Here is a 24,686-nt window from a genome sequence, read left to right as displayed (position 1 = left end):
AGCACCATGACGCCCACCCCGACCCTGACCATCGGCGAGCTGCGCCGGCGGGTGAGCAACGGCGACGTGGACACCGTGGCCGTGGTGTTCACCGACATGCAGGGACGCCTGCAGGGCAAGCGGATCCACGCGCCGTTCTTCCTGGACACCGTGCTCGAGCACGGCACCGAGGGCTGCAACTACCTGCTGGCCGTGGATGTCGACATGAACACCGTCGACGGCTACGCGATCAGCTCCTGGAGCACCGGCTACGGCGACATGGAGTTCGTGCTGGACATGTCCACCCTGCGCCTGACGCCGTGGGTGCCGGGCTCGGCCATGGTGCAGTGCGACCTGGCCTGGATCGACGGCGGTCCGGTCGAGCAGTCCCCGCGGCGGGTGCTGCGGCGACAGGTCGAGCGGGCCGACGACCTCGGCTACGCCGCACTGGCGGGCACTGAGCTGGAGTTGATGGTCTACGACACGACGTACGAGCAGGCCTGGGACGGCGCGTACCGCAACCTCACGCCGGCCAACCGGTACAACGTGGACTACTCGATCCTCGGCGGCACCCGGGTCGAGCCGCTGCTGCGCGACATCCGCCGGAACATGGACGCCGCCGGGCTGACCGTCGAGTCGGCCAAGGGGGAGTGCAACCTGGGCCAGCACGAGATCGCCTTCCGGTACGACGACGTGCTGCGCACCTCCGACAACCACAGCGTCTACAAGACCGGCGCGAAGGAGATCGCGGCCCTGCACGGCAAGTCCTTGACGTTCATGGCCAAGTTCGACGAGCGCGAGGGCAACTCGTGCCACATCCACATGAGCCTGCGCGGCACCGACGGGGCCATCGTGTTCGACGAGGGCTCCGGCCCGACCGAGGTGTTCGAGCAGTTCGTCGCGGGGGTGCTGGCGACGCTGCCCGAGCTGACGCTCTTCTACGCGCCGAACATCAACTCCTACAAGCGGTTCGCGCCCGGTTCGTTCGCGCCGACCACCGCGGCCTGGGGTCGGGACAACCGCACCTGCTCGCTGCGCGTCGTCGGCCACGGCGCCGGCCTGCGGCTGGAGAACCGGCTCCCCGGCGGCGACGTCAACCCGTACCTGGCCACCGCTGCGATGCTGGCCGGCGGGCTGCACGGCATCGAGAACGGGCTCGAGCTGGAGCCGGCGTTCGAGGGCAACGCCTACGCCTCGGACAAGCCCAAGGTGCCCTCCACCCTGCGGGCTGCGCGCGAGCTCTTCGACGCCTCTGCGGTGGCCCGGTCGGCCTTCGGCGACGACGTCGTCGACCACTACCTCAACGCGGCGGACGTCGAGCTCGCCGCCTTCGACGCGGCGGTGACCGACTGGGAGCGCTTCCGCGGGTTCGAGAGGCTGTGACGATGTCGCAGGCCCTGCACACCAGCCACGACGTCCTGGACCCGGCCACCGAGGCCCTGGTCGAGACCGTCGCCCTCGTCGACGTCGAGCAGACCGACCGCGCGATCGAGTCGGCGGCCGCGGCGCAGCGGACCTGGGCGCGCCTGGCGCCAGCCGACCGCGGCCGGCTGCTGCGCCGGTTCGCCGAGGTGGTGGACGCCCACGTCGAGGAGCTCGCCCGGCTCGAGGTGCGCGGGGCGGGCCACACGTTGGGCAACGCGCGCTGGGAGGCGGGCAACGTCCGGGACGTGCTGGCCTACTACAGCGCGGCGCCGGAGCGGCTGTTCGGACGGCAGATCCCGGTCGCCGACGGCCTCGACGTCACGTTCAAGGAGCCGCTCGGCGTCGTCGGCGTGATCGTGCCCTGGAACTTCCCGATGCCGATCGCCGGCTGGGGGTTCGCGCCCGCGCTGGCGGCCGGCAACGCCGTCGTCCTGAAGCCCGCCGAGCTGACCCCGCTGACTGCCATCCGGCTGGGCGAGCTCGCGCTCGAGGCCGGCCTGCCCGAGCACGTGCTCACGATCCTGCCTGGCCAGGGCTCGGTGGTGGGGGAGCGGTTCGTCACGAACCCGTTGGTGCGCAAGGTCTGCTTCACCGGCTCCACCGCCGTCGGGCAGCGGATCATGCGCGGCGCTGCCGACCAGGTCAAGCGGGTCACCCTCGAGCTGGGCGGCAAGTCCGCGAACGTCGTGTTCGCGGACGCCGACCTCGAGCGGGCCGCCGCGACCGCGCCGTACGCGGTGTTCGACAACGCCGGCCAGGACTGCTGCGCCCGCAGCCGGATCCTGGTGCAGCGCAGCGTGTTCGACCAGTTCATGGCGCTGTTCGAGACCGCCGTGCACGGGGTCCGGGTGATGGACCCGTCGTCCGAGGACGCCGAGATGGGTCCGCTGATCAGCGCCGGCCAGCGCGAGCGGGTCCGTTCGTTCGTCGAGGGCGCGAGCGAGTCCGTCGACGTCCTCTTCCGGGGATCGGCACCGGAGGGTGCGGGCTACTGGTACCCGCCGACAGTCGTCCAGCCGCGGTCGGTGCAGGACGCCGTGTGGCGCGAGGAGGTGTTCGGGCCCGTCGTCGCGGTGCTCCCGTTCGAGGACGATGGTGACGCGGTCGCGATGGCCAACGACACCGCCTACGGGCTGTCCGGGTCGATCTGGACCCGGGACGTGGGCCGGGCGCTGCGCGTCGCCCGCGGCATCGAGGCCGGCAACCTCTCGGTGAACTCGCACTCGTCCGTGCGGTACTCCACGCCGTTCGGTGGCTTCAAGCAGTCCGGCCTGGGACGCGAGCTGGGGCCGGACGCCCTGGACTCGTTCACCGAGGTCAAGAACGTGTTCATCGCGACGAACGACTGAGGCATGGGGAGGACGACGATGGCAGGGCGGTTGGCAGGGAGGGTCTGCGTGGTCACCGGCGGGTGCAGCGGCATCGGTCTGGCCACGGTGCGCCGGTTCGCCCAGGAGGGCGCGCGGGTGGTCATCGGCGACTTGGACGATGCCCGGGGACGCGAGGTCGCGGAGGAGGTCGAGGGCCTCTACCGGCACTGCGACGTCACGGACGCGGACCAGGTCGACGCGCTGTTCCGGGCCGCGAAGGACACCTACGGCAGCGTGGACGTCGCGTTCAACAACGCGGGCATCTCGCCGCCGGACGACGACTCGATCCTGGACACCGGGATCGAGGCCTGGCGCCGGGTGCAGGACGTGAACCTCACGTCGGTGTACCTGTGCTGCAAGGCCGCGCTGCCCTACATGCTCGAGCAGGGCAAGGGCTCGATCATCAACACGGCGTCGTTCGTGGCGGTGATGGGGGCGGCCACCTCGCAGATCTCCTACACCGCGAGCAAGGGCGGCGTGCTGTCGATGTCCCGCGAGCTGGGGGTGCAGTTCGCCCGGCAGGGCGTGCGGGTCAACGCGCTGTGCCCGGGCCCGGTGAACACCCCGCTGCTGCAGGAGCTGTTCGCCAAGGATCCCGAGCGCGCCGCGCGGCGCCTGGTGCACATCCCGCTCGGCCGGTTCGCCGAGCCCGACGAGATGGCCGCCGCCGTGGCCTTCCTGGCCAGCGACGACTCGAGCTTCATCACCGCGTCGCAGTTCATGGTGGACGGCGGGATCAGCGGCGCGTACGTGACGCCGTTGTGAGGACCACCGTGAGGCCGCTCGTCGGACTCACCTGCTACGCCGAGCCGGCGTCCTGGGGGGTCTGGCGCGACGTCCCGGCGGTGCTGGTGCCGCAGGCCTACGTCGACGCCCTGCGGGCCGCCGGGGCTCGCGTGCTCCTCGTCCCCCCGGAGCGCGACCTCGCGGACGGCGCCGCGCGGGAGCTGGTCGACGTCCTGGACGCGCTGGTCGTGGCCGGCGGGGCCGATGTGGACCCGGCTCGCTACGGCGAGCCGCCGCACGCGGTGCTGCAACCACCGCGCCCCGACCGGGACGACGCCGAGGTAGCGCTCGTCCGGGCGGCGGTCGAGGCGGACCTGCCGTTGCTGGGCATCTGCCGCGGCATGCAGGTGATGGCGGTCGCCGCCGGCGGTGCGCTCGAGCAGCACCTGCCGGACCGGCTCGGACACGACGACCACTCGCCGGCACCGGGACGGTACGGCGAGCACGGCGTCCGGACGGCGGACGGCTCGCGGCTGCGGACTGTGCTCGGGGAGCGGCTGACGGTGCCGACGTACCACCACCAGGGCGTCGCCAGCCATCCCGGCTACGAGCCCACGGCGTGGGCGGACGACGGTGTGCTGGAAGGTATCGAGGCAGCGGGCGCACGGTGGCGGATCGGCGTCCAGTGGCACCCTGAGGTGGGCTCGGACCCGCGGCTGTTCCGGGCCCTGGTCACGGCGGCCGGTCCAGATGGCGAGATTGGGTAGTCAAGGTGTGGGACGAGTGCGACGATGGCCGGGCTATGCCGACCAGGTGGATCATTACGTGAGGCGCGCCGCCGGACGCTCGAGTCCGACGACGCGCCAGACCTCCCGTGCCCGGGGGGTCTTTTTCGTTGTCAGACTGGTTCGGTACGCACCGCACATGAGAGAGCAGGACGACCGTGACGCTCAGCAGCGACTTCCACGTCTACGACACGACACTGCGCGACGGGGCCCAGCAGGAGGGGCTCGCGCTGTCCGTGCACGACAAGCTGGCGATCGCTGCGCACCTGGATGACCTGGGGGTCGGCTTCATCGAGGGTGGGTGGCCCGGGGCGATCCCCAAGGACACCGAGTTCTTCGCCCTCGCCGCGCAGCGGCTCTCGCTGCGCAACGCCGTGCTCGCCGCGTTCGGCGCGACCCGCCGTCCGGGCGGTACAGCAGCGACGGACCCCCAGGTCAGGGCATTGCTCGACTCGCAGGCGCCGGTGGTGACCCTGGTCGCGAAGAGCCACGTGCGGCACGTCGAGTACGCGCTGCGCACGACGCCGGCCGAGAACCTCGAGATGATCCGGGACACGGTCTCGTTCCTGGCCGGCGAGGGTCGACGCGTGGTGCTCGACGCCGAGCACTTCTTCGACGGCTACCAGGACGACCCGAAGTACGCGCTCGAGGTGGTGCGGCTCGCCGCCGAGGCCGGGGCCGAGGTCATCACCCTCTGCGACACCAACGGTGGGATGCTGCCCCCGCAGGTCGCCGACACGGTGCACGAGGTGCTCTCGACGTCCGGTGCCCGGCTGGGGATCCACTGCCACAACGACACCGGCTGCGCCGTCGCCAACTCCCTCGCCGCCGTCGAGGCCGGTGCCACGCACGTGCAGGGCACCCTGAACGGCTACGGCGAGCGGACCGGCAACGCGGACCTCGTGACGGTGGTCGCGAACCTGGTGATCAAGCAGGGCCTGCCGGTCCTGGACCCGTTGCGGCTCAAGGAAGCCACCCGGATCGCGCACGCGATCAGCGAGATCACCAACGTCGTTCCCTACTCGCGCCAGCCCTACGTCGGGGCCAGTGCGTTCGCGCACAAGGCCGGCCTGCACGCCAGCGCGCTGCGGATCGACCCGGACCTCTACCAGCACACCGACCCCACCCAGGTCGGCAACGACATGCGCACGCTGGTCTCGGAGATGGCCGGCCGCGCGTCCATCGAGCTCAAGGGACGCGAGCTCGGCTACGACCTGTCCGGCCAGGACGAGCTGCTCGCCCGGGTCACCGAGAGGGTCAAGGCGTTGGAGGCGCAGGGCTACACGTTCGACGCCGCCGACGCCTCGTTCGAGCTGCTCCTGCGCGCCGAGGTCGACGGCGAGCGGGCGCGCTACTTCGACGTCGAGAGCTGGCGGGTCATCACCGACGCCCGCGGCGACGCGACGGCGACCTCGGAGGCCACCGTGAAGGTGACCGCGGCAGGCCGCCGGGTGGTCGCGACGGGGGAGGGCAACGGTCCGGTCAACGCCCTGGATCACGCGCTGCGCGAGGCGTTGTCACCGGCCTACCCCGAGCTGCGCAAGCTGCAGCTCATCGACTTCCGGGTGCGCATCCTGGACGCCGCGCACGGGTCGGACGCCGTGACCCGGGTGCTGATCGAGACCTCCGACGGGTCGTCGTCCTGGGAGACGGTCGGCGTGGCCGCGAACATCGTCGAGGCGTCCTGGGAGGCGCTGGTCGACTCGATCTCCTACGGCCTGATGCGCCAGGCCATCGCCCCCCGCTGACCGCTTCCCCACCCGCAGATGTCCCGACATCCGGGGTCAAACCCACGCGGTAGCCCCAGATAGCGGGACACGTGCGGGGCGGCGGGGAGGTCAGGCGCGGCCGGCGAGCCAGCGGATGGCGGCCGGGTAGCCGTCGACGCCGAGCCCCGCGATGACCGCCGTGGCCACGGGTGAGACGTACGAGTGCCGGCGGAACTCCTCGCGGGCGTGCACGTTGCTGATGTGCACCTCGACCATCGGCCCGGTCAGCCCGGCGCACGCATCCCGAAGGGCGACGGAGGTGTGCGTCCAGCCCCCGGGGTTGAGCACCACGGCGGCACCCGAGTCGGCGGCCTCATGCAGCCAGCCGAGCATCTCGTGCTCAGCGTCGGTCTGGCGCACCTCGACCTCGGCCCGGACCGCCTCGCCGGCCTGCTCGCACAGCGTGACCAGCTGCTCGTACGTCGTGGTGCCGTAGACGGCCGGCTCGCGGGTGCCGAGCCGACCGAGGTTGGGACCGTTGAGCACCAGGATCTGCACCCGGCGAGCCTAGCGTGCAGAGATCGCGGGCACCGCTGACCCTGGATTGCGCGGGGCGGCGTCCACGGCCATGGTGGAGGCATGTCGGAACTGACCCCGTACATCGCCGTGGACGACGCGCCCCGGGCGATCGACTGGTACGTCGAGCACCTGGGTGCCGTGGTCACCTACGAGCCGATCGTGATGCCGGACGGGCGCATCGGGCACGTGGAGCTCGAGATCGACGGTGCTCGCTGGATGATGAGCGACGCGCACCCCGAGCTGAACGTCGAGGCCCCCTTGCCGGGCCGAGGCGCGGCGATCACGTTGCACCTGACCGTGCCCGACGTGGACGCACTGGCCGAGCGGGCCAGCAACGGTGGTGCGCTGCTCGACCGTGGCCCCGAGGACGGTGGCATCGGCCGGATCGCCGTCATCCGCGACCCGTTCGGGCACCGCTGGTTCCTCAACCAACCGGCCGACGGCTAGGAGCTCGCGCGGCTGCCCTCCGGTGGCGTCGACGTGCCATCGGCCCAGACCTCGACGAGCGCGACCAGCCGCCCGTCGCGGCTCTCGCCGAACGAGGCGACCCAGTGCTCCTCGCTGTCGTCGAAGACGCGCGTGCGGGTGACCTCGCGGTCCCCGTCGCGGACGAGCTCGACGACCTCGGCCCGCCAGCGGCCAGGGTAGTCAGCGTTGAACCGGACGAAGCCGTCCGCGTCGAACTCCTCGCCGGTGTGCGCGAACCGGGCGCGGAAGTCGTCGTCCAGCAGCGCGCGCAGCCCCACCCAGTCGGCCGCGTCGATCAGCTGCCAGAACGTCCGCATCACCTCAGTCATGCGCCCATGCTGCCGCCTCACGGGCCCCGGCGTGCCGGCGAGCGCGTGCTCCTGGTCAGCGACCAGGACCCGGCGCGACGAGGAGGCGGCCCGCCGTCAGTCCTCGATCCGCGCTGCGCCCTTCCGCTGCAACGCATCGAGACCGTCCCGCATGGCCTGGACCTTCTCAGCCGAGTGACCCACCCAGTCGACGAGCTCGGCCACCACGCGCAGCGGTTCGCGGCTGCGGAAGGACTGAGTCGGGTTCCCGGGGAACTTCTTGTCCGTGACGTTGGGGTCGTCCTCGAACTCGCCGGTCGGCTCCACCACGTAGATGCGCCCGCGACCTGCCCCGGCCGCGAGCTCGGCGCCCCAGGTGGCGGCGTCGAGGGTCTTGGTGAAGTACACGTAGTTCATCACCCGGCCGACCTCGAAGTTCGACTCACGGCCGGGCACCAGCATCGCGCCGACCGCGAGGTCCGCCTTCGTGCCGTGCAGGTAACCACCAGCCTCGTAGGCCTCGAAGGGCACGGGCTCCCTCACGCCGCTCATCCACCGGACTGTAGTTCCCCGGGAAGTCCGCCACGGCTGGGCTGACCCGCTCGGCCATCAACGACTGAGCTGGCAGGCCGTCGCGGCGACCGGTGTTCGGGGGACTGTCAGAGGGCGGAACCGGTCCGGTCGCCTCGCGTCAACGAGCGGCAGGCGTCGAGCACGTCGGCGCGCAGGACCCGCCCGCGGTCCGCGAGCGCTCGCTGGGCCTGGACGTACTCGACCCGCCCCGCAGGCTCCTCGATCCGGATGGGCTCTAGACCGAGCTGCCGCAGGTCGTACGGCGATGCGCGCATGTCCACCTCCCTGGCGTCACGTGCCAATGCGAAGCCGGCTGCGACCAGTGACGACGGCATGGCCGGCAGGAGCTTGCTGGTCCACTTGTAGAGGTCCATGGTGGCGTGCAGGCAGCCCGGCTGCTCGAGCATGATCTGGTCAGCGCGGCTGGGCTGCAACGAGTTCAGTGGCCGCGCCGATGGTGTGAAGAAGCGGAACGCGTCGAAGTGCGAGCAGCGCACCGGGTGGGCCTCGACCACCGCGTCGGTGCCGGCCGCGCCCAGCCGCAACGGCCAGTCCTCGTGCCGCTGCTCACCCTCGGCCAGTCCGTAGGCCATCGCCCACTCGTGCAGGCCGAAGCATCCCAGCTGGGCTGGCCGCGACGCCGTGGCCGACAGCAGCGCCGTCACGAAGTCGGTCGTCGCGCCGCGGTCGGCGAGGAACCCCTCGACGTCCACCGTGACCCCGCGGGCCGTCGTCCCGTCGTCCAGCCGCACGTCGCGCTCGACGTACCAGCGCCAGTCCAGGCGTTCGGTCGCCGCGTCGCCGAGCAGGACGACGCCGGCGCCCGGGTGCCAGCGCGCGAGCTGACCTGGCCGGAGCGAGTAGTAGGTGAACAGGAAGTCCTCGACCGGGTGCTTCTCGCCGCGGGACGCCCGATCGAGCCGGGGCGCCGTCCACTCCGCGACCAGGGCCTGGTGCGCGGCCTGCTCCGCGAGCCACCCGTGCTCCGGGAGGGCCGGGAGCTGGGCGGGCTGGAGCCGGGCGGTCGAGGGCACGGCTCCAGGCTACGCAGGTCGCCGGGTAGCCTCGCTGACGTGCGCATCGCGAGATACACCACCGGCGAGGACCCCACCTACGGCGTGGTCGAGGAGGACGACGGCCAGCTGGTCGTGCTGGAGGTCCAGGGGGACCCGCTGCACCAGCCTGTCGTGTTCACCGGCGTCCGGACCCGGCTGGACGACGTCCGCCTGCTCGCGCCGGTGATCCCGCGCAGCAAGGTGATCGGCATCGGCAAGAACTACGCCGACCACGCGGCCGAGATGGGCGGCGAGGCACCGGCCGAGCCGCTGATGTTCCTCAAGCCCAACACGTCGGTGATCGGGCCGGGCGACCCCATCGTGCTGCCCCGGCAGTCGCAGAACGTGCACTACGAGGGCGAGCTGGCGGTCGTGATCAGCCGGATCTGCAAGGACGTCCCGCTCGAGCGCGTCCAGGACGTCATCTACGGCTACACGTGCGCGAACGACGTCACCGCCCGCGACCTGCAGAAGAGCGACGGCCAGTGGTCCCGGGCCAAGGGCTTCGACACGTTCTGCCCGCTGGGCCCGTGGATCGTCACCGACCTGGCCGCCGGCGACCTCGCGCTGACCACCCGCCGCGACGGCGAGACCGTGCAGGACGGCCGGACCAGCCAGATGGTGCACGACATCGCGTCCCTGGTCGTGCACGCCTCGGCCGCCTTCACGCTGCTCCCCGGCGACGTCATCCTGACCGGGACGCCGGCCGGTGTCGGCCCGATCGTGGCCGGTCAGCGCGTCGAGGTCGAGATCGAGGGCATCGGGACCCTGTCCAACCCGGTCGTCGCCCGCGACTGAACGCCCGCAATAGGCTGGGGAGCATCATGAGCGAAACCCTCGGACCCGTCCGCCTGCGCGTCGCACCGTCCCCGACCGGTGACCCGCACGTCGGGACGGCGTACATGTCGTTGTTCAACCTGGCCTTCGTGCGTCAGCAGGGCGGTCAGTTCGTGCTCCGGGTGGAGGACACGGACCGGGCGCGCTACCGCGAGGACAGCGAGCAGCAGCTGTACGACACGCTCACCTGGCTCGGCCTGCCCTGGGACGAGGGACCCGACAAGGGCGGCCCGTTCGCGCCGTACCGGCAGTCCGAGCGGCTGGACACCTACCGTCCGTACGTCGACCAGCTGCTCGAGGCCGGTCACGCCTACCACTGCTGGTGCTCCGCCGAGCGGCTGCAGCAGATGCGCGAGGCGCAGCAGGCCGCCAAGCTGCCGACCGGCTACGACCGGCTCTGCTACGGCAAGACCCGTGAGGAGCGGGCGGCGTTGCCGGGCTTCAGTGACGTCCCCGTCGTCCGCATGCTCATCCCGGACGACGCGCCGCTGACCTTCACCGACGTCATCCGGGGTGAGGTGAACGCGCCCCGCCCGGACGACCAGGTCATCCTCAAGGCCGACGGCTTCCCGACCTACCACCTGGCCGTCGTGGTGGACGACCACCTGATGGGCATCACCCACGTGGTCCGCGGCGAGGAGTGGATCAGCTCCACCCCCAAGCATGTGCTGCTCTACGGGTGGCTGGGCCTGGAGATGCCGAAGTTCGCGCACATGCCGTTGCTGCGCAACGCGAACAAGTCGAAGATCAGCAAGCGCAAGAACCCGGCCGCCCGGCTCACCTGGTTCATCGAGCAGGGTTACCTGCCCGAAGCGCTGCGCAACTTCCTGGCGCTGCTGGGCTACTCGATGCCCGGCGGCGAGGAGGTGTTCTCGTTCGACGACATGGTCGAGCACTTCGACTGGCAGCGGGTGAACACGGTCGGCCCGGTGTTCGACGTCGACAAGCTGGACTGGCTGAACGGGCACTACATCCGCAGCATCGAGGAGTCCGACCTGGCCGGCCGACTGGTGGACCGGTTGGTCCTGGACGGCGTCATCACCGGTGATCCGACGGACGCGCAGCGCGCCCTGGTCGCCGCGGCGACCCCGTTGGTGCAGACCCGCATGGTGCGCCTGAACGAGGCCCCCGGGATGATCGGCTTCCTGCTCACCACCGACGCCGACCTGGTCGTCGAGGACGATGCCCTCGCGTCGTTGAAGGACGATGCCGCCACGGTGCTGGAGGCCAGCGTCACGGCGCTGGAACCGTTGCAGGAGTGGACGACGACGGCGATCGAGGCCGCGTTGCGCGCTTCTCTCGTCGACGGGCTCGGGATCAAGCCGAAGTTCGCGTTCGGCCCGTTGCGGGTCGCGGTGACGGGACGCCGCGTCTCGCCCCCGCTGTTCGAGTCGATGGAGATCCTGGGCCGCGACTCGAGCCTGGCCCGGTTGCGAGCCCTGCGCGCGCGACTGGCGTGAGCGCGCTGCGCGCCGGCCTGGACGGCGTCCTGCTGGACATCGACGACACCCTCGTCGACACGCACGCCAGCTTCCGGGCGGGGATGGCCGCGGTCGCGTCCGACTACCTGCCTCACCTGCAGGACGACGGTCCGCAGCTGGCGCTGGCGCACTGGCACGCCGACGAGCGCGGCTTCTACCCGCGGTTCGTCGCGGGTGACATCGACTTCCTCCAGCAGCGGCGTCTGCGGGCCGAGGCGATGCAGCAGGACCTCGGCGGGCCGGCCCTGGACGACGCCTCGTTCGAGCGCTGGAACGCGATCTACGACTCGGCGTTCCGGCAGGCGTGGGTGGCGTTGCCCGGCGCGGTGGAGCTGCTGCACGCACTGACGGCGTCGGGGGTGCCGTTCGGCGCGGTCACCAACCACGTGGTGGGGTACCAGCGGGACAAGCTCGAACGCACCGGGCTGTCGCAGCTGCGGATCGTGGTGGGCACCGACACCCTCGGGGTGGGCAAGCCGGAGCGGGCGGTCTTCCGGCACGCGTGCGCGCTGATCGGCTGCGAGCCGGACCGCACCGTCTATGTCGGGAACGACCTCGCGGTCGACGCGGAGGGTGCGCTGGACGCCGGGCTGCAGGCGGTCTGGCTGGACCGCGGGATCGACCACCGGGGCGCCGGATCCACCGTCGCGCCGCCGCCCGCGGCCGGGGTGAGCGTGCTGCACGATCTCGGCGAGCTGTTCCGGTGGCTGGGGCTGGCCGCAGCCGATTTGGGGCCGGGCGCTGCCGACCGCTAGTATCGGCGGTCGGGTCACGACCGGCCGGTGGTTCGCCACCAGCGGGCGTGATACCCCCTTGGGGTATGGTGTAATTGGCAGCACGACTGATTCTGGTTCAGTTAGTCTAGGTTCGAGTCCTGGTACCCCAGCGAGACGGTTCGACCGGCAGGCCCGGTAGGATCTCTCCAGCACCAACCAGCTAGGGCCCCGTTGTGTAGCGGCCTAGCACGCCGCCCTCTCAAGGCGGTAGCGCGGGTTCGAATCCCGTCGGGGCTACGTTTGCAGGCAGTGTCGACGAAGACCCTCGTCCGTTCGGGCGAGGGTCTTCGCCGTTCCAGGATCCGGGACGCGCCGCCGTCCGGGATGAACCGTCCACGACCGGAGGTTCCCACCCTCGTGACCCGCACCGCCACCGCTGCCACCACGGCCGGGCCCGCCTTCACCGGCAGCGCCGCGGCCTTCGTTGCGCTGGCCGCGGGCGGCTTCGCCATCGGGACCACCGAGTTCGTGACCATGGGGCTGCTGCCGCAGATCGCGCAGGGCATGGACGTGTCGATCCCGGCCGCGGGGCGGATCATCTCGGCGTACGCGCTGGGCGTCGTGGTCGGCGCACCACTGCTGGCAGTGCTCACCGCCCGCGTGTCCCGGACCAGGCTGCTGCTGGTGCTGATGGCCGCGTTCACGGTGGGCAACGTCGCGTCCGCACTCGCCCCGAACTACCCGGCCCTGATGATCGCCCGCTTCCTGACCGGGCTGCCGCACGGGGCCTACTTCGGCATCGCCGCGCTGGTGGCCGCCTCGATGGCCGAGCCGGGACGACGAGGCCGCGCCGTGGTGCTTCCCATGCTCGGACTGACGGCCGCGAACGTCTTCGGCGTCCCGGCGTCGGCGTTCCTCGGCGAGCAGTACGGCTGGCGTTCGGCCTACTGGTTCGTGGCAGCGGTCGGCGTCATCACGATGGTGCTGGTGTGGCTCCGCGTGCCGTTCGTCGCGGCGCTGGAGGGCGCCGCGCCGCGCGAGGAGCTGCGTGCGCTGGCCAAGCCGCAGGTGTGGCTGACGCTGATGATCGGCGCGGTCGGCTTCGGCGGGATGTTCGCCGTGTACAGCTACATCGCGCCGATCCTGACGCACACGTCCGGCTGGTCGACCTCCGCGGTCCCGATCGCGCTGGCCACGTTCGGCATCGGTATGACCTTCGGCACCCTGGCCGGCGGTCGGCTGGCCGACTGGTCGGTGCCTCGGGCGCTGCTGCTGGGCTTCGCCGCCACCCTGGTCACGCTGCTCGCGTTCCCGTTCGCGGCCCGCTCGACCTGGGGCGTCGCCGTCGAGGTGCTGATGCTCGGGTTCGTCACGTCGGCGACGGTGGGTGCGCTGCAGCTGCGGTTGATGGACGTCGCGGGCTCGGGCGCTGCCTCGCTCGGCGCCTCGCTGAACCACTCTTCGCTGAACCTGGCCAACGCCTCGGGCGCGTTCTTCGGCGGCATCGTCATCGATGCGGGCTACGGCTGGACGTCGCCGGCGCTGGTCGGATCCGCGATGGCCGCGACCGGTCTCGTGCTCTCCGCGATCAGCGTGCTGGCCCAGCGCCGCTCTCGTCGACGCCGGGCGTTCGAGGCGCACGAGGCTAGCGAGCTGAGCGGCGCGGCGGCGTAGCCCTCGCGCGCCCGTAGCGGGCCCCGCTGACGTCCTCGTGGGCGAGCCGGCGCAGCGCGAGCAGCAGTGGCTCGTACAGCAGCGTGCCCAGGACGACGTGCCGACCGGCCTCGGCCGGCGACGTCCGGGGGAGTCCGTCGAGGTCCGCCTCGGCCACGGCGTGCGCGGCGCGGGCGTAGACCGCGAGTCGCTCGGGTCCGACGTCCAGCCCGGCGTCGGCCAGGGCCTCTGTCGCCCGCTGCAGCTGGGCCAGGGCCGGGGTGTGCTCGTCCACCTGCCAGCCGAGGTCCGCCAGCAGCGCTCGGGCGTCGGCCACGTGCGTGATGGGGACTCCGGTCGGCCCCGCGACGGCCGCGCCGTGCGCGATGCCGAGGACGTCGTGCCAGGACTCGGGTGGGTCGTCGAGCCGCGTGACGACGTCCCGGACCTGGGCCAGCGAGAGGCCGGCGACGTCGACCAGGGCACGGATCAGCCGCAGCCGGGCGACGTGGTCGTCGTCGTAGCGGGCCTGGGTCTGCGAGGTCGTCTGGCCCTGGGGGAGCAGGCCCTCGCGCAGGTAGTACTTGATGGTGGGCACGGACACCCCGCTGGCCGCTGACAACGCCGAGATCCGCACCTGGCCTCCAAACCCCTTGACGACTGGAACGGACAGTAGCACTATCCAATATTGGGAAGTGGGGCTATCCAATGGAGGACGTCATGGCGGTACGAGCGGGACAGTGGACGGACGGGCACGACGGCGAGGTGGTCGTCTTCCTGATCGGCATGACGGTCAACCGCTTCTGGCGGTTGGACAAGTGGTGGCCGGTCTTCACGGCGATGCCCCGGATGCTCGCCGAGCTGAGCAAGGACGCCGACAGCGGGCTGCTCGGCTACCGGCTGGTGCTCGGCGGCCGCGGCCCCAGCGTCGTCCAGTACTGGTCGAGCACCGAGAAGCTGCTCTCCTACGCGCACGACACGGAGCGCGAGCACCGCAAGGCCTGGCGCGCCTTCAACCCAGCGCGCGCGCAAGGGCGCCGGTGCGGTCGGCATCTGGCACGAGACCTATGCGGTGCCCGCGGGCGCGCACGAGACGATCTACGGGAACACCCCGGCGATGGGCCTGGCCGCCGCCACGTCGGCCACCCAGATCGGGCCGCGCACCGAGACCGCGAGCCAGCGACTCGGCGGCGGTGCCTGAGTGGGTGCGGCCAGGTGGTCGTGATCACAGCCGCCTCGCCGCACCCAGCCGTGCACTCAGCTGGCGCGGCGCAGGACCTCGGTGAGCTTGTGCGCGCCGGCGATGACGGACGGCGCGTGCAACCGGCCGGGCTGACGGGACAGCCGCTCGATCGGGCCGCTGATCGACACCGCGGCGACGACCCGCCCGGACGGCCCGCGTACCGGGGCGGACACCGACGCGACGCCGGTCTCGCGCTCGCCGACGCTCTGCGCCCACCCTCGGCGGCGGACGCCGGACAGCGCGGTCGCGCTGAACTTCGCACCCTGCAGGCCGCGGTGCAGCCGGTCCGGCTCCTCCCAGGCGAGCAGCACCTGGGCCGCGGAACCGGCGTGCATCGACAGCGAGCTGCCGACGGGGATGGAGTCGCGCAGGCCGACCGGGCGCTCAGCGGCGGCCACGCAGATCCGCTGGTCGCCCTGACGGCGGAACAGCTGCGCGCTCTCGCCGGTGTGGTCGCGCAGGGCGGCGAGCACCGGACCGGCCGCGGCGAGCAGCCGGTCCTCGCCAGCGGCTGAGGCGAGCTCGGCCATCCGCGGGCCCAGCACGAAGCGGCCCTGCATGTCCCGGGCCACCAGGCGGTGGTACTCCAGCGCGACGGCCAGCCGGTGGGCCGTCGGGCGGGCGAGCCCGGTGGCGGCGACGAGCTGGGCGAGGGTCGACGGGCCGGCCTCCAGGGCGCTGAGAACGATGGCGGCCTTGTCCAGCACGCCGACTCCGCTAGAGTTGTCCATGCCTCGATATTGCCGTCTCAAGTCCTGAGATGCAAGTACCGGCTCGCCGAAGCCGGAGACACCCGCCGAGGCGCTGAACGGAAGGAAGGTCGACATGGGCCGCACGCTGGCCGAGAAGGTCTGGGACGCGCACGTCGTGCGCCGCGCCGAAGGCGAGCCCGACCTGCTCTACATCGACCTGCACCTGCTGCACGAGGTGACCAGCCCGCAGGCGTTCGACGGGTTGCGGCTCACGGGGCGCACCGTTCGCCGGCCCGACCTGACGATCGCCACCGAGGACCACAACGTCCCGACCGAGCCCGGACCGATCACCGACCCGGTGTCCCGCACCCAGGTCGAGACGTTGCGCCGCAACTGCGCCGAGTTCGGCGTGCGGCTGCACCCCATGGGTGACGTGGACCAGGGCATCGTGCACGTGATCGGCCCGCAGCTCGGCCTGACCCAGCCCGGCGTCACCATCGTCTGCGGCGACTCGCACACCTCCACCCACGGCGCGTTCGGCGCCCTCGCGTTCGGCATCGGGACCAGCGAGGTCGAGCACGTGCTGGCCACCCAGACGCTGCCGCTGAAGCCGTTCCAGACGATGGCCATCACGGTCGAGGGGACGCTGCCGGACGACGTCACCGCCAAGGACCTGATCCTGGCGGTCATCGCGCGGATCGGTACCGGCGGTGGCCAGGGCTACGTCCTGGAGTACCGCGGCGAGGCCATCCGCGCGCTGTCGATGGAAGCGCGGATGACGATCTGCAACATGTCCATCGAGGCCGGCGCCCGCGCCGGGATGATCGCGCCGGACGAGACCACGTTCGAGTACCTGCAGGGACGCCCGCACGCGCCGTCCGGTCAGGACTGGGACGACGCGGTGACCGCCTGGTCGCAGCTGGCGACGGACGACGACGCGACCTTCGACCACGAGGTGGTCATCGACGCGCGCGAGCTCGCCCCGTTCGTGACGTGGGGCACCAACCCCGGGCAGGGTCTACCGCTGAGCGCGAGCGTGCCCGAGCCGGCGCTCATCGTGGACGAGCAGGAGCGCACCGGCGCCGAGCGCGCTCTGGCGTACATGGGGCTGGAGCCCGGCACCCCGTTGCGCGACATCTCCGTTGACACGGTGTTCGTCGGCTCGTGCACGAACGGCCGTATCGAGGACCTGCGCGCCGCGGCCGAGGTCATCAAGGGGCGCCACGTGAAGGACGGCGTGCGCATGCTCGTCGTGCCGGGGTCGGCGCGGGTGCGCCTGCAGGCGGAGAGCGAGGGTCTCGACCAGGTCTTCGAGGCGGCGGGTGCCGACTGGCGGCTCGCCGGCTGCTCGATGTGCCTGGGCATGAACCCGGACCAGCTGGCCCCCGGCGAACGCAGCGCCTCCACCTCCAACCGCAACTTCGAGGGACGGCAGGGCAAGGGCGGTCGAACCCACCTCGTCTCGCCCGTCGTCGCCGCCGCGACCGCGGTGCGCGGCACCCTCTCGTCCCCCGCCGACCTGGACTGAACGGACCCCACGACATGGAAGCCTTCACGACCCACACCGGAGTCGGCGTCCCGTTGCGCCGCAGCAACGTCGACACCGACCAGATCATCCCGGCCGTCTACCTCAAGCGGGTCACCCGCACCGGCTTCGAGGACGGCCTGTTCGCGGCCTGGCGGAACGACGAGACGTTCATCCTCAACGTGCCCGCCTTCCGGTCCGGCAGCGTGCTGGTCGCCGGACCGGACTTCGGCACCGGGTCGTCCCGCGAGCATGCCGTCTGGGCGCTCATGAACTACGGCTTCCGGGTCGTCATCAGCTCGCGCTTCGCCGACATCTTCCGCGGCAACTCGGGCAAGCAGGGGTTGTTGACCGCCCAGGTCGGGCAGGGCGACGTCGAGCTGCTCTGGAAGCTGCTGGAGAACGAACCGGGCACCGAGGTCACCGTCGACCTGGTGTCGAAGACGGTTCGCGCGGGCGACATCCAGTGCCCGTTCCAGGTGGACGACTACACGCGCTGGCGGCTGCTGGAGGGCCTCGACGACATCTCGTTGACGCTCGGACACGAGGACGCCATCAAGAATTTCGAGAAGTCCCGGCCGGCCTACCTGCCGACCACGGTCAGCGGCTGATCCACCACCCCCCGACCCCGGTTCGAGCCCGTCCGCAGGTGCGGACGGGCTCGAACCATGTCGTGGGAAAGTATTGTGCTGCAACGACTTCGGCCCATCGGTGAGGTCGAGGCGGGGACCAGAGGTCGACCAGTGCCGTGGCTCGTCACCAGCCCTCCGGCGCAGCCCTGAAGAGGGGCAGATCGGCCCGGAGTGCTTGCGACACAAGCGTTGGCAGCGGGTCAGGTGTTGGACGCGCGCCCCACATGGTCCTACCGTCGTCAACGAACCGGGCGTCGGCTCGGCGCTAAGTGCACCAGCTGGGCTGAGGGGCCCGGCACACCATCTCCAAGAGGGGAACCGCAGTGAACAAGGGACAGCTGGTCGACGCACTCGAGTCTCGGCTCGGCAGCAAGAAGGCCGCCGCCGAGGCTCTCGAGGCCGTCGTCGACACGATCACCGTCACCGTCGCCAAGGGCGAGAAGGTCGCCATCACGGGCTTCGGCACGTTCGAGAAGGCCGCTCGCGCCGCTCGGACCGGCCGCAACCCGCGCACCGGTCAGGCCGTGCGCATCAAGAAGACCTCGGTGCCGCGTTTCCGTGCCGGCACCGCGTTCAAGGAGGTCACCTCCGACGCCAAGGCGCTGAAGGCGTTCACCGCGGCCGCAGCCGGCCGGGCCGCCTCCGCCACGACGAAGGTCGCCTCCTCTGTCGCCGGTGCCGCGAGCACCGCGAAGAAGGCCGCCGCGCCGGCGAAGAAGGCCGCCGCCAAGAAGGCTGCACCGGCCAAGAAGGCCGCGCCGGCGAAGAAGGCCGCCGCCAAGAAGGCAGCACCGGCCAAGAAGGCCGCTCCGGCGAAGAAGGTCACCGCCAAGAAGACCACCAAGGCCGCACCGGCCAAGAAGGCGGTCACGAAGAAGGCGGCACCGGCGAAGAAGGTCACCGCCAAGAAGACCACCAAGGCCGCACCGGCCAAGAAGGCGGTCACGAAGAAGGCGGCACCGGCCAAGAAGGCTGCGGTCACGAAGACGACCGCCAAGAAGGCCGCACCGGCGAAGAAGGCCGCACCCGCGAAGAAGGCGACGGCGAAGAAGACCACCGCCAAGCGCGCGGCGAAGAAGGCCTGACGCTCGTCGGCTCGTCAGCTCGGCCCGGCCCGCTCCACGGAGCAGGCCGGGCCGAGCTGCGTCAGGCGTTCGCGCTCAGATGCGGCGGCGGCGACGTCCGGGGGTGATGGCGGCGCCGACGACGGCCGCCTTGGCGATCGGCGCCGGGCCGGGCGTCACGGCCTTGGCGACGACCGCGGCCTTGGCGACCGGCGCGTGGACCACGCCGACCCGTCCTACGCGTGCTGGCCGAAGCGGCATGTCAGGCTCCCGTCGTCTCGAGTGCGTCGTCCGCCTCGATGGCGGCGATGATGGCCTGCATGGGGATGCGGCCGTTGGCGATCAGCTGGCCACCGGCGCGGCGGGCGGCCGACGCGAACGGTGCGGCCCACAGGTTCTCGTAGACGATGACGCCGGCCGTGGAGCCCGGGTCCATGGCCGCGGCCAGGTTGACGATGTCGTCCTCGGCCAGCAGCTCGGCCAGCTCCGCCTCGAGCTTGCGCAGCTCACCCAGGTCGACGTCCTCCGCCTCCACGGCGTCGATCGAGCCGTCGTCGTTCTTCGCCAGGATGATCAGGTCGATGACGCGGATCGTGCCCGCGTCGACCAGGGCGAGCAGCTCCGTGGCCATCTCACCCGTGAAGTTGGAGGCGCCGGCCGGGAACTCCACGATCACGAAGTCCACCGGGCCCAGCTCGTCCAACGATTCGTCCGCCATGGCTGACCCTTTCGATTGGGTACCGAGGCGCGACTCGTCCGCTGGTGGCCCCGGTGACTCCCGAGCCTGCCGCCGCGCGCGCGGGCCGTCGTCACCCCCAGCGGGTAGGAGGGGCCAGCCGCTCGCTAGACGCCGACGATCCGCAGCGCGGTGACCCGGAGCGCGCCATCCTGCGTGGACACGTCGACGGTGAGTCGCTGGCCGGGTCGCAGGAGGCGCAGCCCACTGCCCCAGAAGGCCTCCGCTGGGAACGGCACGCGGCGTCCGTCGTCGAGCAGCACCGAACCGGCGCCGGTGGCGTCGTCGAACTCGTGCACCGATCCCTGCATGGCGGACAGGCTAGTGCCCGCTGTCACCCGGCAGCGCAGTGTCACCCGGCAGCGCAGTCTCACCCGGCAGCGCAGTGTCACCCAGCAGCGCGCTCGTGCGCGCGCCGACGCCGAGCTGCACGGCCGCCTGCAGGTCGGCCTCGGTGTCGACGTCCCGACGCAGCCGGGGCAGGTCGAGCGCGAGGACGACGGCACCGAGGTCCTGGTGCCGAGCCGCCGAGCCGGCGCCGAAGGCGTGCCGCAGCGGGACGCCGGGCGCTGCGGTCAGCAGCACCGTGCCCGATCCGTCCTGGTCCGGCACCACGGCGCTCGGGTGCCCCTGCGCGGTCAGGAGCGCGGCGGTGAGGTCCGCACCCCGTAGGGCCGGGACGTCGGCGAGGAGCGCGGCGACTGCTCCGTCGGGCCGGTCCCTACGCGCCAGCTGGACGCCGGCCTCGACCGCGGCGCCCAGCCCCTGCCCGGGGTCGGCGAGTACCTCCACCGTGCCCCTTCCTGCGCCGAGGGTGCCGTCGGCGGCGAGGTCGCGACCGGCGGCGGCGACCACCGGATCGGAGGTCACGAGGACGACGGCACCGACAGCGGCGCTGGCCAGGACCGCCTCGACCGAGTCGATCGCGATGGCCCGCGCGAGGGCGGCGCGTTCGACGTGCTGGGGAGCGCGCAGCCGGCTCTTGCCGTGTTCGGCCCGCTGGACGGGCAGCACCACGGTCCACGACCAGGTGGGGGTGGTGGGGCCGGGCACCACCCGATGGTCGCAGTCGCCGCGCGTGCGCTCGACAACACCCCCTGGGCCCGCGAGGATGCGGGCTCGGCACACTGGATGGCCCGTGCGCCGGCAGGGGGCCGGTTCGACGAAGGAGCGTGGGTGTCCCATCGGGAGCTGAGCGGTGCCTACCGTTTCGCGGCCGGCGTGCTGCGCCCGGTGTTCACCGCCATCACCCGGCGCGACTGGCGGGGGGCCGAGCACCTGCCGGCGACCGGCGGGTTCGTCGTCTGCTCCAACCACATGTCCTACCTGGACCCGGTCACGTTCGCGCACTTCCTCTACGACTCCGGGCACCCGCCCTACTTCCTCGGCAAGGAGGAGGTCTTCCAGGTGCCGTTCGTCGGCTGGGTGCTGCGCTCGGCCGACCAGATCCCGGTGCACCGCGAGTCCGGCGACGCCGCCGCGGCGTTCACCTCCGCAGTCGAGGCCGTCCGGGCCGGCAAGTGCCTGGCCCTCTTCCCCGAGGCGACCCTCACCCGTGAGCCCGACCTGTGGCCGATGCTGGGCAAGACGGGGGCGGCCCGGCTGGCGCTGACCACCGGCTGCCCGCTCGTGCCGGTGGCGCAGTGGGGCGTGCAGGAGATGCTGATGCCGTACGCGAAGCGCGTCCACCTGCTGCCCCGCAAGACGGTGCACGTGCTCGCCGGGCCTCCGGTGGACCTCGATGACCTGCGCGAACGCCCGCTGGACGCCGACGTCCTGGCCGAGGCCACCGAGCGTGTCATGCACGACATCACCGCCCTGCTCGAGCAGCTGCGGGGGGAGAGCGCCCCGGCCGTCCGGTACGACCCGCGCGAGCACGGCCAGTCGCGCACCGGTAACCCGGCGAAGGCCAAGGAGATCGCCGCGAAACGAGCCCGGCAGGCCGGGCGGGCCGCGGAGCAGGCCGGGCGAGCCGCGGAGCAGGCGGCGCGCCGCGCGGCCAGGGCAGCCAAGGACAGGGCGGCCAAGGACAGGGCACCAGGACGCGGCGGTGGGCCGCAGGGACCGGACGGGGGAACGACATGACGCGATGCGCCGTCCTGGGGACCGGCAGCTGGGGGACCGCCTTCGCGCTGGTGCTCGCCGACGCCGGCAGCGAGGTGACCATGTGGGGTCGCCGAGCCGAGCTGACCGAGCAGATCACCACCGAGCACCGCAACGGCGACTACCTGCCGGACGTGCTGCTGCCCGAGTCCATCTGGGCGACCACGGACGCCGCCGAGGCGATGCGGGACGCGGACGTCGTCGTGCTGGCCCTGCCGTCGCAGACGATCCGTGAGCACCTGCAGCGGTGGGCCGACCTCATCCCGGCGCAGGCCGCCGTGGTCTCCCTGATGAAGGGCGTCGAGCTCGGGACCACCCGGCGGATGAGCGAGGTCATCGCCGAGGCCGGTGGCGTCGAGCCCCGGCGGGTGGTTGTCGTGTCAGGGCCCAACCTGGCGCCCGAGATCGCCCAGCGGCAGCCCGCGGCCAGCGTGGTGGCCTGCACCGACCACGACGTCGCGGACCTGGTGGCGCACGCCTGCGCCACCCCGGCGTTCCGGCCCTACACCGCCACGGACGTCGTCGGCACCGAGCTGGGCGGCGCCGTGAAGAACGTCATCGGGCTGGCCGTCGGGATGGCCGAGGGGATGGGGCTGGGAGACAACACGAAGGCCACCATCGTGACCCGCGGGCTCGCCGAGACCGCTCGGCTGGGGGAGGCGTTGGGCGCGGATCCCGCCACCTTCGCCGGGCTGGCCGGGGTCGGCGACCTCATCGCCACCTGCATGTCGCCGCTGTCCCGCAACCGGACCTTCGGGGTGCAGCTCGGTCAGGGACGCAGCGTGCAGGAGGTGATCGCGGCGACCCGGCAGACCGCCGAGGGCGTGAAGTCCTGCCAGTCGATCCTGGACCTGGCGCGGGCCAACGACGTGGACATGCCGATCACGGAGGGCGTCGTGGCTGTGGTCCACCACGGCTTGGCGCCCGACGAGATGGGACGTCGGCTGCTGTCCCGGGCGCGCAAGGCCGAGGCCGACTGAGGCCGGCTCACCAGCGGTCGAGCAACCAGCCGTGCACGGCGTCGACCCCGGCCAGCAGGGACAGGTGACCGGCGTCCGGGTCGATCGAGCGGCTCGCCCCGGGAACGGTCTCGGCCAGCCACTCGCCGTGCGCGACGGGGACCATCAGGTCCTGCCCTCCGGCCACGACCAGCAGCGGCGCCTGCACGTCGGCGAGGTCGAAGCCCCAGTCCTGCACGAACGCGAGGTCGTCGTCCAGCCAGCCGTCGTGGCCCTGGGCGAGTGCGGCGACGGCGCTGTCGTGCAGCCAGGTGCCGATCCCGCCGCGCAGGGCCACGAGGTCCGCCGGCGGCAGCAGGCTGGCCATGCCCTCGGCGAGCGTCTCCGGCGTGGCGGCGAGCATCATGGCGCGCCCCAGCTCGAGCACCGGCACCAGCTCGTCCGGCCCGGCTGCGGCAGCCGAGAACTCCACCACGTTGTCGTCGCCCATGCCGCCCAGCCAGTCCAGGCCGGCCGCGTCGTGCGGGGCGACCCCGGCGACAGTGGCTACCGCGGCCACCCGGTCGCCGAGCCGAGCGGCGCAGGCCAACGCGTGCGGGCCGCCGCCGGAGGCGCCGGAGGTCAGGAACCGGTCCAGCCCCAGCGCGTCGGCGACCGTGGCCGCGTCGCTCGCGGCATCCGCCACCCGGCGTCCGGCCTGACGGCTGGAGCCGCCGTAGCCGGGCCGGTCGTAGCCGACGAGCCGGATGCCGCGGGCTCGGGCTGCGGCCAGCTGCGAGCCGAGCAGCAGCGCGGACTGCGGCGTGCCGTGGTGCAGCAGCAGCGGAACCCGCTCGTCGCCCGGCTCACCGTCGTCGTGCACGTGCAGGACCCGGCCGTCGGGCGTGACGACGTCCAGCTGCCGGACCTCGCCGGTGGGCGGGCGGGTCATGCGTCCGACCCCCGCAGGGCCTGGTCGAGGTCGGCCCACAGGTCCTCGACGTCCTCGACACCGACGGACAGCCGCAGCAGGTCGACCGGGACGTCGTCGGGCTCCAAGGGGTGCCGGCGGCGACGTTCCAGCGTGGACTCGACTCCGCCGAGGCTCGTCGCGTGCACCCACAACCGGGTGCCGGCGGCGACCCGCTCGGCGCGGTCGGCGTCGCCGCCGACCTCGACGGCGACGATCGAACCGAAGCCCAGCATCTGCTTGCGGGCCCGATCGTGGCCGGGGTCCTGCGGGAGTGAGGGGTGCCGCACCCGCGACACCACCGGGTGCTCCTGCAGACGACGCGCCAGCTCGGTGGCATTGGCCTGGGCGCGCTCCACCCGCAGGGCCAGCGTCCGCAGGCCGCGCAGGGCGAGCCAGACCTCCGAGGGCCCGGCGATGCTGCCGGACAGTCGGCGGTGGGCGCGCAGCCGCTCGTGCAGCGCGCGGCCGGCCTCGTCGTCCCGGGTCACCGTCGCCCCGAGGATCACGTCGGAGTGCCCGGACAGGTACTTGGTCACCGAGTGCACGACGACGTCCGCGCCGTGCTCGAGCGGGCGCTGCCCGAGCGGGGTCGCGAACGTGTTGTCGACCACCACGAGGACTCCGGACTGGCGAGCCGCGGCGAGCAGCCCGGGCAGGTCCGCGACGTCCAAGAGCGGGTTCGTCGGCGTCTCGACTATGAGCATCGCGGCGCCGGGCAGCAGTGCGACGACCGCGTCGGTGTCCGTGAGGTCCACCTCGCGCAGCACCAGCCGCCCCCGCTCGGCCGCCTCGCGCAGCAGTGCCGTCGTCCCGGTGTAGGCGCTCGTCGGCGCCACGACCGTGCCACCGTCCGGCACCAGCGACACCGCAGCCGCGACGGCCGCCATCCCCGCCGAGTAGACGAGCGCGGCGCCGCCCTCGAGGGCGCCCAGCGCGGTCTCGAACGCGTCCCAGGTGGGGTTTCCGGTGCGCCCGTAGTCGTACGGGCCGTCCGCGCCGTAGGTCGAGGTGAGCCAGACCGGCTCGTTCATCGCCGAACCCGGCCCCGCCGGGGGGCGGCCGGCGGACACCGCCAGGGTCGCGGGCGAGTACTGCGGCGTCGGCTGGTCGGTCACG

At 72.2% G+C, this 24,686-nt stretch carries 27 protein-coding genes, 2 tRNA genes and 1 pseudogene; 18 read left to right on the top strand and 12 right to left on the bottom strand.

Features of this window, described 5'->3' with window-relative positions; all coding sequences use genetic code 11:
* The first annotated feature begins 6 nt into the window (after positions 1-6).
* From ABEB17_RS00925 to cimA, 5 genes are all read left to right on the top strand, one after another.
* On the top strand, positions 7-1,362 hold the full coding sequence (locus tag ABEB17_RS00925; protein WP_345714672.1) for a glutamine synthetase family protein: 1,356 nt from the start codon (positions 7-9) through the stop codon (positions 1,360-1,362).
* A 2-nt stretch (positions 1,363-1,364) separates the two neighbouring features.
* A complete protein-coding gene (locus ABEB17_RS00920) occupies positions 1,365-2,753 on the top strand; it encodes an aldehyde dehydrogenase family protein (protein WP_345714670.1) in 1,389 nt (462 codons plus the stop codon).
* A gap of 18 nt (positions 2,754-2,771) precedes the next feature.
* The gene (locus ABEB17_RS00915) at positions 2,772-3,539 is read left to right on the top strand and encodes a 3-oxoacyl-ACP reductase (RefSeq protein WP_345714669.1); all 768 of its coding nucleotides are present in this window, start codon (positions 2,772-2,774) and stop codon (positions 3,537-3,539) included.
* A gap of 8 nt (positions 3,540-3,547) precedes the next feature.
* A complete protein-coding gene (locus ABEB17_RS00910; RefSeq protein WP_345714668.1) occupies positions 3,548-4,267 on the top strand; it encodes a gamma-glutamyl-gamma-aminobutyrate hydrolase family protein in 720 nt (239 codons plus the stop codon).
* Between the two features lie 176 nt (positions 4,268-4,443).
* The gene (gene cimA / locus ABEB17_RS00905; RefSeq protein WP_345714667.1) at positions 4,444-6,033 is read left to right on the top strand and encodes a citramalate synthase; all 1,590 of its coding nucleotides are present in this window, start codon (positions 4,444-4,446) and stop codon (positions 6,031-6,033) included.
* 90 nt (positions 6,034-6,123) lie between these two features.
* On the opposite strand, the gene aroQ is transcribed toward cimA, so the two are convergent.
* Positions 6,124-6,552, bottom strand: a complete 429-nt coding sequence (aroQ, locus tag ABEB17_RS00900; RefSeq protein ID WP_345714666.1) for a type II 3-dehydroquinate dehydratase — start codon at positions 6,550-6,552, stop codon at positions 6,124-6,126.
* An 81-nt stretch (positions 6,553-6,633) separates the two neighbouring features.
* Between aroQ and ABEB17_RS00895 the strand changes: the two genes are divergently transcribed.
* The gene (locus ABEB17_RS00895; RefSeq protein WP_345714665.1) at positions 6,634-7,020 is read left to right on the top strand and encodes a VOC family protein; all 387 of its coding nucleotides are present in this window, start codon (positions 6,634-6,636) and stop codon (positions 7,018-7,020) included.
* Here the strand turns inward: ABEB17_RS00895 and ABEB17_RS00890 are convergent.
* The 3 genes from ABEB17_RS00890 to ABEB17_RS00880 form a co-directional block, all read right to left on the bottom strand.
* Complete coding sequence (locus tag ABEB17_RS00890; protein WP_345714664.1) at positions 7,017-7,370, bottom strand: hypothetical protein; 354 nt, start codon at positions 7,368-7,370, stop codon at positions 7,017-7,019. The genes ABEB17_RS00895 and ABEB17_RS00890 overlap by 4 nt on opposite strands.
* A gap of 96 nt (positions 7,371-7,466) precedes the next feature.
* On the bottom strand, positions 7,467-7,901 hold the full coding sequence (arr, locus tag ABEB17_RS00885; protein ID WP_345714663.1) for an NAD(+)--rifampin ADP-ribosyltransferase: 435 nt from the start codon (positions 7,899-7,901) through the stop codon (positions 7,467-7,469).
* Positions 7,902-8,008: 107 nt separating this feature from the next.
* Positions 8,009-8,956: a 3-methyladenine DNA glycosylase gene (locus ABEB17_RS00880; protein WP_378227109.1), complete on the bottom strand. Its 948-nt coding sequence runs from the start codon at positions 8,954-8,956 to the stop codon at positions 8,009-8,011.
* Positions 8,957-8,995: 39 nt separating this feature from the next.
* Between ABEB17_RS00880 and ABEB17_RS00875 the strand changes: the two genes are divergently transcribed.
* The 6 genes from ABEB17_RS00875 to ABEB17_RS00850 all read left to right on the top strand — a co-directional run bounded on the left by ABEB17_RS00875 (position 8,996) and on the right by ABEB17_RS00850 (position 13,685).
* Positions 8,996-9,775, top strand: coding sequence for a fumarylacetoacetate hydrolase family protein (locus ABEB17_RS00875; RefSeq protein WP_345714662.1), 780 nt, complete (start codon positions 8,996-8,998; stop codon positions 9,773-9,775).
* 26 nt (positions 9,776-9,801) lie between these two features.
* Positions 9,802-11,274, top strand: a complete 1,473-nt coding sequence (gltX, locus tag ABEB17_RS00870) for a glutamate--tRNA ligase (RefSeq protein WP_345714661.1) — start codon at positions 9,802-9,804, stop codon at positions 11,272-11,274.
* Complete coding sequence (locus tag ABEB17_RS00865; RefSeq protein WP_345714660.1) at positions 11,271-12,050, top strand: HAD family hydrolase; 780 nt, start codon at positions 11,271-11,273, stop codon at positions 12,048-12,050. Before gltX ends, ABEB17_RS00865 begins: the two co-directional genes overlap by 4 nt.
* A 59-nt stretch (positions 12,051-12,109) precedes the next feature.
* A tRNA-Gln gene (locus ABEB17_RS00860) sits at positions 12,110-12,181 on the top strand.
* Between the two features lie 54 nt (positions 12,182-12,235).
* Positions 12,236-12,308: transfer RNA gene (locus ABEB17_RS00855), tRNA-Glu, on the top strand.
* Positions 12,309-12,428: 120 nt separating this feature from the next.
* Positions 12,429-13,685 carry an MFS transporter gene (locus ABEB17_RS00850; RefSeq protein ID WP_345714659.1) on the top strand — a complete coding sequence of 419 codons (1,257 nt, stop codon included), beginning with the start codon at positions 12,429-12,431 and terminating at the stop codon, positions 13,683-13,685.
* On the opposite strand, the gene ABEB17_RS00845 is transcribed toward ABEB17_RS00850, so the two are convergent.
* Complete coding sequence (locus ABEB17_RS00845) at positions 13,657-14,301, bottom strand: MerR family transcriptional regulator (protein WP_345714658.1); 645 nt, start codon at positions 14,299-14,301, stop codon at positions 13,657-13,659. The genes ABEB17_RS00850 and ABEB17_RS00845 overlap by 29 nt on opposite strands.
* A gap of 71 nt (positions 14,302-14,372) precedes the next feature.
* On the opposite strand from ABEB17_RS00845, the pseudogene ABEB17_RS00840 reads away from it, so the two are divergent.
* A pseudogene (locus ABEB17_RS00840) lies at positions 14,373-14,865 on the top strand (DUF4188 domain-containing protein).
* A 56-nt stretch (positions 14,866-14,921) separates the two neighbouring features.
* Here the strand turns inward: ABEB17_RS00840 and ABEB17_RS00835 are convergent.
* Positions 14,922-15,638, bottom strand: coding sequence for an IclR family transcriptional regulator (locus ABEB17_RS00835; protein WP_345714657.1), 717 nt, complete (start codon positions 15,636-15,638; stop codon positions 14,922-14,924).
* 94 nt (positions 15,639-15,732) lie between these two features.
* Here ABEB17_RS00835 and leuC point away from each other — a divergent pair, with 94 nt between their 5' ends.
* The 3 genes from leuC (at position 15,733) to ABEB17_RS00820 (ending at position 18,841) form a co-directional block, all read left to right on the top strand.
* Positions 15,733-17,127 carry a 3-isopropylmalate dehydratase large subunit gene (gene leuC, locus ABEB17_RS00830; protein ID WP_345714656.1) on the top strand — a complete coding sequence of 465 codons (1,395 nt, stop codon included), beginning with the start codon at positions 15,733-15,735 and terminating at the stop codon, positions 17,125-17,127.
* Between the two features lie 14 nt (positions 17,128-17,141).
* Entirely contained in the window at positions 17,142-17,735 is a 594-nt protein-coding gene (leuD, locus tag ABEB17_RS00825; RefSeq protein WP_345714655.1) for a 3-isopropylmalate dehydratase small subunit, read from the top strand.
* Positions 17,736-18,079: 344 nt separating this feature from the next.
* Positions 18,080-18,841 carry an HU family DNA-binding protein gene (locus ABEB17_RS00820; RefSeq protein WP_345714654.1) on the top strand — a complete coding sequence of 254 codons (762 nt, stop codon included), beginning with the start codon at positions 18,080-18,082 and terminating at the stop codon, positions 18,839-18,841.
* A 75-nt stretch (positions 18,842-18,916) separates the two neighbouring features.
* On the opposite strand, the gene ABEB17_RS00815 is transcribed toward ABEB17_RS00820, so the two are convergent.
* The 4 genes from ABEB17_RS00815 to cofC form a co-directional block, all read right to left on the bottom strand.
* Complete coding sequence (locus tag ABEB17_RS00815) at positions 18,917-19,045, bottom strand: hypothetical protein (RefSeq protein WP_345714653.1); 129 nt, start codon at positions 19,043-19,045, stop codon at positions 18,917-18,919.
* Between the two features lie 37 nt (positions 19,046-19,082).
* Complete coding sequence (locus tag ABEB17_RS00810) at positions 19,083-19,538, bottom strand: DUF6325 family protein (protein ID WP_345714652.1); 456 nt, start codon at positions 19,536-19,538, stop codon at positions 19,083-19,085.
* Positions 19,539-19,663: 125 nt separating this feature from the next.
* Positions 19,664-19,867 carry a cold-shock protein gene (locus ABEB17_RS00805; protein WP_345714651.1) on the bottom strand — a complete coding sequence of 68 codons (204 nt, stop codon included), beginning with the start codon at positions 19,865-19,867 and terminating at the stop codon, positions 19,664-19,666.
* Between the two features lie 10 nt (positions 19,868-19,877).
* Complete coding sequence (cofC, locus tag ABEB17_RS00800; protein ID WP_345714650.1) at positions 19,878-20,609, bottom strand: 2-phospho-L-lactate guanylyltransferase; 732 nt, start codon at positions 20,607-20,609, stop codon at positions 19,878-19,880.
* A 123-nt stretch (positions 20,610-20,732) separates the two neighbouring features.
* On the opposite strand from cofC, the gene ABEB17_RS00795 reads away from it, so the two are divergent.
* Positions 20,733-21,641 (top strand): lysophospholipid acyltransferase family protein, encoded by a 909-nt coding sequence (locus ABEB17_RS00795; protein WP_345714649.1) that lies wholly within the window; start codon positions 20,733-20,735, stop codon positions 21,639-21,641.
* On the top strand, positions 21,638-22,639 hold the full coding sequence (locus tag ABEB17_RS00790) for an NAD(P)H-dependent glycerol-3-phosphate dehydrogenase (protein WP_345714648.1): 1,002 nt from the start codon (positions 21,638-21,640) through the stop codon (positions 22,637-22,639). Before ABEB17_RS00795 ends, ABEB17_RS00790 begins: the two co-directional genes overlap by 4 nt.
* A gap of 7 nt (positions 22,640-22,646) precedes the next feature.
* Here ABEB17_RS00790 and ABEB17_RS00785 read toward each other — a convergent pair whose 3' ends face one another.
* Positions 22,647-23,549 carry an alpha/beta fold hydrolase gene (locus tag ABEB17_RS00785; protein ID WP_345714647.1) on the bottom strand — a complete coding sequence of 301 codons (903 nt, stop codon included), beginning with the start codon at positions 23,547-23,549 and terminating at the stop codon, positions 22,647-22,649.
* A complete protein-coding gene (locus ABEB17_RS00780; RefSeq protein ID WP_345714646.1) occupies positions 23,546-24,685 on the bottom strand; it encodes a trans-sulfuration enzyme family protein in 1,140 nt (379 codons plus the stop codon). The genes ABEB17_RS00785 and ABEB17_RS00780 overlap by 4 nt, the downstream gene beginning before the upstream one ends.
* Position 24,686: the final 1 nt, after the last annotated feature.

The sequence above is a fragment of the Angustibacter luteus genome (assembly GCF_039541115.1).
In the GTDB taxonomy this organism is placed as follows: Bacteria; Actinomycetota; Actinomycetes; order Actinomycetales; family Angustibacteraceae; genus Angustibacter; species Angustibacter luteus.
Note: the sequence above shows the minus strand (reverse complement) of the source record. Positions and strands in the feature narration are given on the sequence as shown.